This is a genomic window from Catenibacterium sp. GCM10023432 (genome assembly GCF_042651925.1).
Lineage (GTDB): Bacteria > Bacillota_I > Bacilli_A > Erysipelotrichales > Coprobacillaceae > Catenibacterium > Catenibacterium mitsuoka.
On record NZ_JBHSEB010000023.1, the window covers coordinates 1 to 13,680 of the forward strand.

Here is a 13,680-nt window from a genome sequence, read left to right on the forward strand (position 1 = left end):
GTAGAAAAATAGGCGTTAAGCTAAATTTAATGATCTAGTAGCAACATTTTTCATAAACTTAGCGATTTTTTTTAACTTTTTTATTCAATTGATTTTAAAGACTCAACCATATCCACCTGATCAAGAATATGACGCATAGCTAAATTGATGATAATCGTAAAGCCTACTGTCATACCAAATGCAATTAAATAGATATAAAGCGGCATTGTACGGATAAATAACATATTGTCCATTTCTACCGTTAATACTACAAAACGATGAAGGAAATAGCCAAAGAACATACCAATTGATGCTCCAATAAGAGAAAGAATGATATTTTCTCTAAAGATATAGTCACAATATTCCTTTCGACGGAAACCTAATACCTTAATTGTCGCAATTTCACCTTTACGTTCACCAATATTAATATTAGTCAAGTTATAAAGAACGATGAAACATAATAATGCAGCACATCCTGATAATATTGCAACAATAATATTGAGTGAAGACATTCTCTGCTGGAATTCATCGAGTGAAGCTGTAAGTCGCTCCATACTGCCTATATTATGATGATCTAAGTAATTCTTTAATGTCTTGATATTGGACTTCTTCGTATTCATATCAACATAAAGAATAGAGGCAGATGACTTCGTACCAGTCAGATTTTCATAAAATGTCTTACTCATATAAACTTGATGACTGACGTACTGCTGTACTATGTTAGAGACCTTCACTGTATATTTTGTATTGTCATAAGAGAATGTCATATTCTCTCCTTTTTTCACACCTAGCTTTTCAGCCAGCTTCTGGGAAATGACAACACCATCATCACTTAAAATAATCTTCTTTTTTGTCTTATAATCGTTAAAGTTGATGAAGTTCTTGATTTCATCCGCATTATCATAGACGACCATCGTACTATAATAATCTTCACTATTACCAAGTACCGTAACGTTCTGACGATAAGCACCCGTTAAATTATGTACACCTTCAATACGCTTAATCTTGTTTTCTACTTTCTTTGTATCTTCTACATTACTATTAAGTTTGATTAATGCATCATATTTATATACTTCTTCATATTGTGAAGGAATAATGTCAGAAACACTATTCTTTACACCAAACCCTAGCATAATGAGTGCTGTACATCCTGCAATACCAATCACAGACATCCAGAAACGTTTCTTATAACGGAATAAGTTTCTCATTGTCACCTTCTGATTGAAGTTCAGACGTTTCCAGATAAAAGGCATACGTTCCATTAAAATTCTCTTACCTGCCTTAGGTGCTTTAGGACGCATTAAAACAGATGGTGTAGACACAAGTTCCTGAAGACAGACACTTAATGTTGCAAGTAGTGTGACACCTACAGAAATAAGAACAGTCATAAGTGAGATAGACCATTTCTGTACAAGAACAGTTGATTGATTCATTCCATACATTAGATATGTGAACAAGAAATAGATAATACGAGGGAAAACCTGATTTCCTGCAAGGATACCTAAAATGCAGGCAAAGAATGTTGCTAGGAATGCATAAACTATATATTGCATAATGATATCCTGCTTGCTGTAGCCAAGTGCTCTTAATGTTCCACAATAGCTTCTCTGTTCTTCTATCATACGTGTCATAGTAGTCAATGACACTAAAGCGGCAACTAGGAAGAAAATCAATGGGAATACATCTGCAATTGACGCAATCGCCTGCTTATAAGATTCATAAGAGACAATACCTACATTCTCATTTTTAGTGAGTGAATAAAGAACACCTTTTGGTATCCGATTTAATTGCTGCTGTGCTTGGTCGATCTGTGCTTTTGCAGCATCTAATTGCTCCTTAGCAGCATTGAGCTGGACTTTCGCATTATTTTCTGTCACTTCAAGCTTGCTTTGTTGGATATTAAGTTCTGCTTCAGCTTCATCTAATTGAGATTGTGCTTTTTCTAACTGAATTCGTCCTTCTAATAACTGACCCACACCTTGAAGCTTATTATTGAAATTATTCAAATTTTCATTCAAGTCATTCAATATCTTTGTGAAAGCATCCTGGGCAGAATCCTTATCCTTGATATTTCTTAAAGTATCTTTAATAGAATCATGAAGCACCTTGATTTCCTGATCTATTTTCTTAGTTTCATTATAAGCCTGCTGTGTCACATTGCTGACCTGAGCTGCTTTCTTTAAGTAAATCTTCTTTTGTTCATAAAACTGAATACGTGCTTCAGCTAACTTGATCTTGCCTTGAGAAATCTGACTATTAAAAGAATCAAGATTGTGTTTATATTCCTGATATCCTTCTTCATACTGTTTCTTTGCATCATCTAGCTGCGACTGCATATCACCTGTTAATTGATCATATTGATCACTCATTTCTTCAGATAACATACTCTTAACACGTGTGTTCACTGTTTCAATTAGATTATCATAATCAGATGTAAACATATTGTACTTCTCTGTACCTTCTACATCTACAAGTAAAGAAGTATAAAGATGATCATTATTTCTTAACTCAGCCACCTTCTTGTTTAAGCCAAGTTCTCTTGCCCCTTCATTTAATACTTCTACAAACCCACTGTTGGTACCATCACCTAGTGTATTAGTCCCACGGTCAACATTACTAATATAACGAGGATCATTCACAATACCTACAATCTTATATGTCTTTGTACCATTATCATTAGAAAGTTCAATTGTATGTCCCAGCTTGTAATTATATTTACCAAGATTGACATCAATAATACATTCATTCTCTTTTTTAGGATAACGTCCCTTTAATAGTTCAGGACGATCCAGCATCGATTTTTCATATTTTTCCTGTGAGTACACAGTAACGCCTGATTTACCATCTTTATGCGCAAATAAAGCATCAAACTGGTAACATGGCACTACTTTCTTTACACCCTTAAGTTTTCTTACCTTTGCGACATCTTCATCAGAAAAGCCAAGTGTCGCAATATAAGTAAGATCCGCATAGTTATGACTATTTAAATAAGCGTCAGCACTTGCAGCCATTGTATAAGGAGTATTTCTAAGTCCTGAAAAGACAGCTGCCCCTAAGAAGATAATCATAAAGATGGAGAAAAAACGTCCTTTTGACTGACTGATGTTCTTAAAGACGGTTTTCCAATAGAATCTCTTCTTTACCATTCAATATTATCGATGGATTCAGGATGTTCATTATATTCCTGTTTTTCCACTTTTCCATTCTTAAGATGAATGACTTGATCAGCCATTGGAGCAAGAGCTGAGTTATGTGTAATAACGATTACAGTCATTCCATAGTTATCACACATGCTTCTTAACAAACCAAGAATTGATTTACCTGTCTGATAATCCAGTGCACCTGTTGGTTCATCACAGAGTAATAATTTAGGATTCTTAGCGATAGCACGAGCAATTGCCACACGCTGCTGTTCACCGCCTGATAACTGTGCCGGGAAGTTATCTTTACGTCCTCCAAGTCCTACACGCTCTAGAATATCTATTGAATTGAGCGGATCCTTAGAAATCTGAGAAGCAAGTTCTACATTTTCTAATGCTGTTAAGTTCTGGACAAGATTATAGAACTGAAATACAAATCCAATATCATCTCTTCTATAATCTGTTAATTGTTTATCATCATATGTCGCAATATTACGTCCATCTACAAGAATAGTCCCACTTGTAGGTGTATCCATGCCACCTAGCATATTTAATATTGTTGTTTTACCTGCACCTGAGGCACCTACTATGACTGTGAATTCACCTTTATTTACCTTAAAGTTAACACCATTATTTGCATAAATAGTGACATCACCCATAGTATAGCTTTTTACAACATTCTTTAGTTCAATAAATGCATCCATACATACAACCTCCTAATATTATTGTAAGTGATACCATTTTTATCTTCAAGCACAAAAAAGACATGCTTTATGCATGCCCCTATTCTTCGGGTCTTTAATTTTTGTGGGGGTCAAACCTTCGCTCTAAATATTTGGGGGTCTTGGAAACAGCACCTTTAAATTTGTGGGGGTCACACTGTGGCTCCCACTTTTTTAAGTATTTTTGTGTAATTAAAAACCTTTCGCTGTATCATTAATTTGCTCATATCAACTCAAAGCGAAAGGAGATCACAAATTGAATAATGATCTAAAAATTATTTTAGGGGATTATGAATCCTTTGTATAGTCTCATACGATTAAAATTAATGAAAAAGAAGTGACTTATTGTACCACGCTTAAGAGAACCATTATCTCCTGTCCAGAATGTGGCAGTAGAATGAATATTAAGGACTATAGAAAATGTAAAGTCATGCATAACATGATAAGAGGAAGAACACTTCTCTAATACTTAAAAAGAGAAGATTAGTATGTCCTAAATGTAATAAGGTAATGACAGAGGAAAATCCATTTACAGAGAAAAGTCGTAGTAGATTATCTCAAACCTCAGAGTTGGAAATCATAAATAAACTTAATGAACCTACAACTACTTTTTTCACTGGTTGCTAGGTTCTTTAACACTAACCCTACTAAAGTCGTTGAAATATTCGATAAGTATGGTCAGATGCGTAGACAGCCTTTACCTGAGATTATATGCATTGATGAGAAGCACTGGAGACATAAAGGACAAAACAAATATATGTGTGCTATTCTTAATTTTAAGACCATGGAAATTGTAGATATCATTGATGGAAGAACCAAGAAGACATGGTTAAGTTATACTCAGATAATCGATAAAAAAGAACTCGCTAAAGGGCAGTCATTTTTGACTGCCCTTTACAAGTGGAAACCCCCAAATATTTAAAGCGAGTTTTCTATTGACCCCCCCCTTAAAAATTAAAGGTTCTATTCTTCAATCTTCTTAAGCTGAATTAATTCCATATCAATAGGAGTAAGGTTACCTAAGAAGTCAACAAGTACTGTTGCAGTTTCTTTTTCTTTATCAATAGATTCTACCTTACCACTCTTAGATGCAAATGGACCAGCAAGAACTTCTACATAATCACCTTCAACAAAATCAACTTCTACAGCTGTAGTCTGGATACCCATTGACTTTAAAATTGGATCTAATTCTCTCTTATTTACAGGGAAAGGTTTAGCCCCTCCACCTGATGAACCGATGAATCCTGTAACACCTGGTGTATTACGGACAATATACCAAGCTTCATCAGTCATAACCATTTCTACAAGAACATAACCAGGGAACATATTGACTGTCTTGTTCACTTTCTTACCATTCTTGATTTCAGTTTCAACATGTTCTGGAATGACAATGTTGAAAAGGATATTCTGAAGTCCCATTGATTCAACACGTTTTTCAAGGTTTTCTTTTACTTTATTTTCATGACCTGAATATGTATTAACTACATACCACTGTCTACCTTCGTTATTGGAATCATGTGTTTCTTCAGTATTCTCTACTTTAGTTTCTAATTCTTCTGCCATATTAACTTAACCCCAATGTCTTTAAAATTAATGCAATTAATGCATCTGCGCCATAGAAATAAACTCCAAGAACTACTGTAAATGCAAGTACAACAAATGCATCACGAGCCAATTCTTTCTTTGTGAGCCAATGAACATTCTTGATTTCCTGACGAATTCCTTTAAGTGAGAACCATTCTTTGAATTTTAATGGATTCTTATCTTCTTGCTCTTCTAAACGTCTCTGACGTTCTAACTTCTTCGCTTTTCTAAGTTCTTTACGTTCCTGCTTAAGCTTTTCTTTTCTAGCTTGCTTTTCATCCATGGAAGCAGCCTCCTTATTTTGATTCTCTATGTATCGTATGCTTACCGCATTTCTTGCAGTACTTACGTAATTCTAAACGTTTTACATTTGTTCTGTTATTCTTATAAACTGAATAATTACGTGATAAGCATTCCGTGCATACTAAGATTACTTTTTCTCTCATCTTATCACTCCTTAACCTAAATTAATTTATCATAAATACACAATATCGTCAATTGATAATTAAAAACTCCCCTAAGGGATGCGCTCTTAATTTACTCATCACACGATAAACACTGTTATAAACACACTTTATTGAAATATTGAGCATCAATGCGACCTCTTTTTCAGGATAGCCTAACAAAACAAGATGAAAAATCTTCTGATCTCTTTCTGAGGTCTCATTCTGGATAATCGCATACACAAGTTCCCAGACTTTTTCTAAATCCTGTGCTTTTTGTGGAGAATACTCCACTCTTTGATCTGCAATCAATTCACCATATGTACGCGAATCATCATAATTAACAATCCTATCAAGAGAGATTGCTTTCTTTTCATAACGTGTGAAGAAAGTATATTGCTTCTTAAGTAATGACTGCATCTTCTTAATAATACAGCTTCTCGCATATACTTCAAACGTTGTATCCAAGTCTTCACGATAACTCCAGAAAACTTTGTCAAAAGTAATCATCCCTACCTGCAATAAATCCTGTGCTTCTAAAGACATAGATGAGATATACTTCATCTTTCTCATCACTGTATTTACTAAAGCATCATAATAGGCGTACAAGCTTCGCAATGCGACAGGATCATTGGATCTTGCTAAATAAATTAATTCCCTTAATATACGATCATCCATAGATCATCCTCCTCTTAGAGAGGATGACGTGAGTTATATACCTGATAAAGTAATATGGCTGTTGCAACAGACGCATTGAGTGAATTGACATGACCTACCATTGGCAGAATGACATTCATATCACAATGTTCTTTTACTAAACGAGAAATGCCAAATCCTTCTGATCCAATCACAAGAACAAGTGGCATATTGTAATCTACAGCACGATAATCTGTAGAATTATCTAATTCACATCCTACAACCCAGAAACCTTCTTTCTTTAGAGAATCAAGGGTACGAGATAAGTTAGTTACCTGTGCAACAGGAACATGGTCAATAGCGCCTGTAGATACCTTTGCAACTGTCGCATTCAAGCCAACAGAACGCTTCTTGCCAATAATGACACCATCTACACCAATTGCATCACATGTACGAATAATAGCCCCTAGGTTGTGAGGATCTTCCATACCATCAAGCATTAATAATAATGGCTGCTTTCCTTCTGGAATGTTACGTACGATATCTTCTAAAGGTGTATAATCATACCCATCAATCAAAGCCATAACTCCTTGATGGTTTACATTCCCTACAAGTTTAATAAAGCCATTTTTATCCGTCATCCTCATTTTTATATTATTCTTGCGACACAACTTCACAATGTCATCATTCTTTGACTGGTTCTGAATCATTACTTCATAAACCTGTCTTGGTCCTGTTAATAGTTCTCTGACGGTGTTTTTGCCATAAATCCATTCTTTCACTTTGTCACTTCCTCTTCTTCCACATATTTCTTAAATAATTCAAATATTTCATCTAATCTTTCTGTCTGCTTAGTGAGATAAAGATGTCCAACCATTGATTCAAAACCAGAAGACTGGTTATGAACAACAACTGATTTATTTTTTACTGAATGTCCCTTGCAGTTACGTCCACGCTTAAATAAACGCACTTCTTCTTCTGTGAAGAAATTTTGAGAAAGGGCATATTTCATAAAGCCTGCATGGGCATAAGCACTGACATACTTGATAGAAGCTCTCTGTAATTCATGAGGCTTCATAATTCCCTTCTCTGTGAGTAAATATTCACGGACATATACTTCAAAGACTGCATCACCTAAATAAGCGACAGCAAGTGCATTCATTAGCTCCGGGCGCATTAGAGAATGCCTCTTTCAGTTAATTCTTTTCTAACACGGTCTGCTTCATCAAAGTTCTTTTCTTTCTTATAAGCATTCCATTCTTCATATAAAGCAATATCATCTTCACTTAACTTTGTGCCTTCAAATAAGAAGCCTAAGACATCACCCATCTTTACAAGTGTTGCATATTCAATCGCAATGACATCATTGTCTTTTTCTCTTACACGCATCACCTGATTCAATACTTTTACCTGATCGAGAATCTGTGTTAAAGCAAGTGAAGTATTTAAATCATCTTCTAATGAATTCACCATAGCATCCACAGTTTCCTTCTTATAATCATGAGCAGGAACATGGTTCACCTGTAAATATAAAGACGCATTCTTAGTCGCATTTTCTACTTTAGAAACTTCTTTACGTACGCCTGCAATGACATCAACAGTCAAATTCAATGGATTACGATAGTGAGTAGATAACATCAACCATTTAAATACATTGCATCCAAGTTTTACAATTAAATCTTTAGCCCATAAGACATTACCTAAAGACTTAGACATCTTTTCGCCATCGATATTAATCATCTGGTTATGCATCCAATAGTTTGCGATTGGATGACCATTATAAGCCATAGACTGGGCAATTTCATTTTCATGATGAGGGAACTTTAAATCCTGTCCTCCGCCATGGATATCAATCTTACCATCCTTGAATAACTTATTGATCATGACAACACACTCAGTATGCCATCCTGGTCTACCCTTTGACCAAGGCGTATCAAACTGAATACCTTCATCTGTCTTCTTCCATAATGCGTAGTCAGTTGTACTTTCTTTCTTCTTGTCATCAACAGAAAGAGTACGATCACTTGCACCTGCAATCAAATCTTCTACTTTAATACCTGATAACATACCGTATTCCTTAACCTTAGTGACACGGAAATAGACATCTCCATCTACTTCATAGGCATAACCCTTGTCAATAAGAGCCTGGATAAAATCAATGATTTCAGGCATAGTTTCAGTCACTCTTGGTTTATATGTAGGATCTTCAATATTTAATCCTGCTCTTACATCTTCATATGCCTTGATATATTTATCAGTGAGTTCCTTTTCTGTAATACCTTCTTCTTTAGCGGCTTTGATGATCTTATCATCTACATCTGTATAGTTAGATACAAAAGTCACATCATTCCCTAAATATTCAAAAGTACGTCTTAATACATCAAATACGATCATTGGGCGTGTATTCCCAATATGAGCATGGTTATAAACTGTAGGACCACAAATATAGATAGAAACTTTACCTTCTTCTATTGGCTTAAATTCTTCTTTTTTGTTTGTTAATGTGTTAAATAATCTCATAACATCCTCCTCAAATAAAAAAAGCTCATGATAAAGACGATCCACCTTACCATAGCTTTTCACTCTTAACGCAAGTCAAACGTTCTTTCTTTCAAAAAGACTCAGATGGGTGCATCCTAGAACCTCCCACTAGATGCTTTCACCATCTCATCCTCGCTGTAAGCTTCTTGTTCTATTCATTCTCATCTATAATTTATTTCACTATATCAAATTATCGCCTATTCTTCAAGACAAACGCCGTTCTTATTTCTTTGTATCAGTTAATTTTTTTGAAAGCTTCTCGAGTCCCTTAGATGTGAGAGAAAGACTTTTGGCTCCAAAATCTTTTAAATCATTCATACCATCCTTGAATTCTTCTGTCTCTGTGACCTTTTTTATACCCTCTTTTGCTTTCTTATAAGTGTCTGATTCAGAAATAGTGATTGCTGCCTCTTTCGCACGATTAACACATTTATTAATGTTCTCTTCACTTAATATTTCTTCTGTATTCTCTTTTACCTTCAAAATACCCTTTTGTACTTCTTCACTTTCAGCAAATTCTTTAACTTTGTCTAATAAGCTCATATTCATCATCTCCTAAAAACGAAAAGATGGAGGAAATCCTCCATCTTTGTATTAACCAAGTAATGAACCGAATACTCTTAAGTATTCATCTGCTGAACGATCCCAGTCTAATTTTTCAGTCATAGCACGATAAATCAAACCATTCCATTGATCTTTTTCATCATAGTAGATATGTAATGCATAATCAATAATGTCCATCATTTCATGCGCATTATAGTTAGCAAAACTGAATCCAGTACCAGTACCATCAAATTCATTAAATGGCTGTACACTGTCTTTTAATCCACCTGTTTCTCTTACAATAGGAATTGTACCATAACGTAATGACATCATCTGAGATAATCCGCATGGTTCAAATAATGAAGGCATTAAAAACATATCACATCCTGCATAAATACGACATGATAAACCAAAATCATACTTTAACTGTAATGAAATCTTTGGATTACCAAATCCAGCAATTTCTTTTAATGGTTCTTCATATTTCTTATCGCCCGCACCAAGAATAACAAGCTGAACCTTTCTCTGTAAAAGTTCTTCCATGCGGTTAAGAATCAAGTCTAGACCCTTTTGCCATGTTAATCTTGTAACGATACCAATAAGTGCTACATCAGGATCCTGTGGCAATCCCACTTCAGCCTGTAATGCAAGCTTATCTTTTACCTTTTCTGTATAAACGCTATTTGCATTGAAATGGCAAGGGATATTTGGATCTGTTTCTGGATTGTTTGTATCATAGTCGATACCATTTAAAATACCATAAAGATCATCACGACGCATAGCAAGGATACTCTGTAATCCTTCACCATAAGCATCTGTTAAAATCTCCTGAGCATATGTTGGAGAAACAGTTGTAATTGCATCTGAATAAAGAATTGCTGCTTTCATCATATTCATGCAATCATCATTGCGTACATTACCATTGTAATATAAGTAATTATCTAAACCGAATAAGTCATTCAATAAGAATGGATCACATTTACCCTGATAAGCGATATTGTGGATTGTGAAAGTTACTTTCACATTTCCATAATAGTCATAATAGCAATATCTTTCTTTATAAAGAGGCGCAATCATTGCCGCCTGCCAGTCATGTAATGATAAGATATCTGGCATGATATCTAAACGAGATAAACATTCAAGAACTGCAAAGTCATAGAATGCAAATCTTTCATAATCATCATCATAACCATATAAACCAGGTCTTCTGAAATACTGTTCATTATCTACAAAGAAATAAGTCACACCTTCATATACTGCTTTAAAAACACCACAATAGCATCTTCTCCATCCTACCCATAAATAGAAGTTAGTCACATATTCAAGTGATTCAGGGAATTTAATATCCTGATACTTTGGAAGAATGACATAACATTCATGTCCTTTTTTCACAAGTTCCTTAGGTAAAGAACCGATAACGTCAGCGAGTCCTCCAGATTTAATATAAGGAAGTGCTTCACCAGCAGCAAAGACGATTCTCATTAGACAATGTCACCTTCTTTAACATACAATGGATCAGTTGGATCACCAAGAAGTTCTTTTACATGTTTAACCTTAGCATCCTTATCCATAATGACATTTTCAAGATGAGCACCTGCTTCTACTGAAGAACCACTGAATAAGATTGAGTTCTTTACAACAGCACCTTTACCAATCTTAACATTACGTCCTAAAATACTGTTTTCTACAGCACCATCGATAAATACACCGTTTGCGATATATGAACTCTTAACTTCAGCATCTTTTAGATACTTTGAAGGTGGTGTATCGTTAGTATTTGTGAAAATTGGCCAGTTAGACTTGAATGCCTGAGTTGATACATCAATATCAAGGAATTCAAGAGATGTCTTGAAGTAAGCTGCATATGAATCAATGCACTTCGCAAATCCTTTATATTCATAAGCGTTGATCTTCATTTCATCTTTTAGATAGTTTAAAGTATCTCTTAAATCATAGAATACAGATACTTTCTGTGCTTTATTGAGCATCTTAATTAATGCTTTTCTATTAATAACATAAGTTTCAAGTGAGATTGAGCGATCCTTGCGATTACCTTTGTTTAATTCAAAATCAACAACCTGCTTGTCCTTAATCTTTAAGAAGTCAGAACCAATAAATGCTTCATTTGCATTCTTAATCTTCTTATAAACAACAGTCACATCACAACCAGATTTTTCATGTGCTTCTACCACATCAGAGAAATCCATTGTAGTAATAATATGTGCTGGAGAAATCACTACATAATCAGCAGTAGATTTTTCTAAGAATGCAATATTTTCTAACATATTGTTGATATCATGGTTGTACATAGTGCTGTTTGCATACTTTTCATCATATAATAATGAAATACCACCCTTTTTAGAGTTGAAGTTCCATGCATTACCAGAACCAATATGTTTTAATAATGATCTTGGTTTTTCCTTTACTAAAATACCTACTTTATCAACATTAGAATTTGAAAAGTTAGATAATACAAAGTCAATAATACCATAACGACCCAAGAAGCTTACTGAAGCAACTGGACGTCTTTCTGTTAATCCTTTCAAAGATATATCAGTATGTAAATTGATTAATCCTACTACATTTGCCATTTGCTCTTCACTCCTTATCTGCTATTGCCACTTACTAAAGCGACTTCTTCTGCTTCTTCATTCACAACTGTTCCAGCTTTGATCACAACGCCTTCATCAATAATTGCTTTCTTGACAACAGCGCCTTCTTCAACAAGAACACCAGGCATTAATACTGAATCAATAACCTTAGCACCTTCACCAACGTTAACATTGCTGAATAGAACTGATCCTTCAACTTCACCATTTACAACACATCCCTGTGTTACAAGTGAATTCTTAACACTTGCCTGTGCACCAATTAACTGAGGCTTACCAAGTGTATCTTCTGAATAGATCTTCCAGTCTTTCTTGATGTTATAAAGGTCAAGTTCCTTATCATCAAGAAGGTCCATATTTGCCTGCCATAAGCTTTCAACAGTTCCTACATCTTTCCAATAGCCATCAAAAGTCCAAGCATATAATTTCTTCTTATCTGCAAGCATGCTAGGGATAATATTCATACCAAAGTCGTGCTTACTATTTTCATCTGCAGCATCTGCGATAAGGTATTTACGTAATTCTTTATAATTAAAGATATAAATACCCATTGAAGCCAATGTTGATTTTGGCTTTTCTGGTTTTTCTTCGAATTCATAAATATAGCCTTTATCATCTGTATTCATGATACCGAAACGACTTGCTTCTTTTAATGAAACATTTAATACCGCAACTGTTAAATCTGCACCTTTTTCCTTATGCACATTTAACATTTCTTCATAATCCATCTTATAGATATGGTCACCAGATAAGATTAATACATATTCTGGATCATGCTGATCCAAGAAGCTAATATTCTGATAAATAGCATCAGCTGTACCTGCATACCAAGTTGCACCAACTTCGCCTCTTTCACGTGCTGGTAAAATTGCAGCAAGTGAGTTATTACCATCAAGCCCCCACTTAGAGCCTGCACCAACATAAGTTCCTAATAGTACTGATTCATACTGTGTTAAAACACCTACAACATCAATACCTGAATTAGCACAGTTGCTTAGTGGGAAATCGATAATACGATATTTACCACCAAAGTAGACAGCAGGTTTAGCAACTTTCGCAGTTAATTCTTTTAATCTTGTTCCACGGCCACCAGCTAGGATCATAGCAACGATTTCTTTACCCATTTCTCTATCTCCTCCTAAAAAAATGTAATCGCTTTCTTTTATATAATCCATTCTATCACAATTAAAACAATTATGATAGTTATTAGATTCATTTTCCTTAAATTCCTTCTTTTATTATACTACACACGTGTTACATTTTAAATAGAAAAAAGTCAGACTTACGTGTAAGTCTGACTTAATAGGAATAACTAAATAGACTTGGGGTTTACTTAAGCTTTGAAAAAGTCAGGGGTGTGAATAAAATGGTACCCATAAGGAGGACAACAACCTGACAGTTGTGATACCCCTTCTGTGGGTATCATTTTTTTGTTTTGTTGTTTAAATTTTACTATGTCAAAATCAAAAAAATTCACTGATGA

13 protein-coding genes are annotated in these 13,680 nt (G+C 34.7%); all 13 read right to left on the reverse strand.

The genetic code is table 11. The features are described from left to right. Nucleotides 1-80 precede the first annotated feature (80 nt). Nucleotides 81-3,125 (reverse strand): FtsX-like permease family protein, encoded by a 3,045-nt coding sequence (locus tag ACFOZZ_RS03725; protein WP_376814732.1) that lies wholly within the window; start codon nucleotides 3,123-3,125, stop codon nucleotides 81-83. Beyond that, nucleotides 3,119-3,823 (reverse strand): ABC transporter ATP-binding protein, encoded by a 705-nt coding sequence (locus ACFOZZ_RS03730; RefSeq protein WP_055289498.1) that lies wholly within the window; start codon nucleotides 3,821-3,823, stop codon nucleotides 3,119-3,121. Before ACFOZZ_RS03730 ends, ACFOZZ_RS03725 begins: the two co-directional genes overlap by 7 nt. 981 nt (nucleotides 3,824-4,804) lie before the next feature. Then, complete coding sequence (gene nusG, locus ACFOZZ_RS03735; protein WP_055233872.1) at nucleotides 4,805-5,404, reverse strand: transcription termination/antitermination protein NusG; 600 nt, start codon at nucleotides 5,402-5,404, stop codon at nucleotides 4,805-4,807. 1 nt (nucleotide 5,405) lies between these two features. Continuing rightward, the gene (secE, locus tag ACFOZZ_RS03740) at nucleotides 5,406-5,708 is read right to left on the reverse strand and encodes a preprotein translocase subunit SecE (protein WP_006505733.1); all 303 of its coding nucleotides are present in this window, start codon (nucleotides 5,706-5,708) and stop codon (nucleotides 5,406-5,408) included. A 13-nt stretch (nucleotides 5,709-5,721) separates the two neighbouring features. Next, nucleotides 5,722-5,871, reverse strand: coding sequence for a 50S ribosomal protein L33 (rpmG, locus tag ACFOZZ_RS03745; RefSeq protein WP_006505734.1), 150 nt, complete (start codon nucleotides 5,869-5,871; stop codon nucleotides 5,722-5,724). A gap of 48 nt (nucleotides 5,872-5,919) precedes the next feature. Continuing rightward, nucleotides 5,920-6,546: a sigma-70 family RNA polymerase sigma factor gene (locus ACFOZZ_RS03750; protein ID WP_055233871.1), complete on the reverse strand. Its 627-nt coding sequence runs from the start codon at nucleotides 6,544-6,546 to the stop codon at nucleotides 5,920-5,922. A 14-nt stretch (nucleotides 6,547-6,560) separates the two neighbouring features. Further along, a complete protein-coding gene (gene rlmB, locus ACFOZZ_RS03755; protein WP_055289496.1) occupies nucleotides 6,561-7,286 on the reverse strand; it encodes a 23S rRNA (guanosine(2251)-2'-O)-methyltransferase RlmB in 726 nt (241 codons plus the stop codon). Further along, nucleotides 7,283-7,681: a Mini-ribonuclease 3 gene (locus ACFOZZ_RS03760; protein WP_006505737.1), complete on the reverse strand. Its 399-nt coding sequence runs from the start codon at nucleotides 7,679-7,681 to the stop codon at nucleotides 7,283-7,285. Before ACFOZZ_RS03760 ends, rlmB begins: the two co-directional genes overlap by 4 nt. Continuing rightward, nucleotides 7,681-9,024, reverse strand: coding sequence for a cysteine--tRNA ligase (gene cysS, locus ACFOZZ_RS03765; RefSeq protein ID WP_376814733.1), 1,344 nt, complete (start codon nucleotides 9,022-9,024; stop codon nucleotides 7,681-7,683). The genes ACFOZZ_RS03760 and cysS overlap by 1 nt, the downstream gene beginning before the upstream one ends. A gap of 243 nt (nucleotides 9,025-9,267) precedes the next feature. Next, complete coding sequence (locus tag ACFOZZ_RS03770) at nucleotides 9,268-9,588, reverse strand: hypothetical protein (protein WP_278780029.1); 321 nt, start codon at nucleotides 9,586-9,588, stop codon at nucleotides 9,268-9,270. Between the two features lie 51 nt (nucleotides 9,589-9,639). Next, the gene (gene glgA, locus ACFOZZ_RS03775) at nucleotides 9,640-11,070 is read right to left on the reverse strand and encodes a glycogen synthase GlgA (protein WP_055233867.1); all 1,431 of its coding nucleotides are present in this window, start codon (nucleotides 11,068-11,070) and stop codon (nucleotides 9,640-9,642) included. After that, a complete protein-coding gene (glgD, locus tag ACFOZZ_RS03780; RefSeq protein WP_278780027.1) occupies nucleotides 11,070-12,179 on the reverse strand; it encodes a glucose-1-phosphate adenylyltransferase subunit GlgD in 1,110 nt (369 codons plus the stop codon). Before glgD ends, glgA begins: the two co-directional genes overlap by 1 nt. 14 nt (nucleotides 12,180-12,193) lie before the next feature. Beyond that, nucleotides 12,194-13,321, reverse strand: a complete 1,128-nt coding sequence (locus tag ACFOZZ_RS03785; protein WP_055233865.1) for a glucose-1-phosphate adenylyltransferase — start codon at nucleotides 13,319-13,321, stop codon at nucleotides 12,194-12,196. Nucleotides 13,322-13,680: the final 359 nt, after the last annotated feature.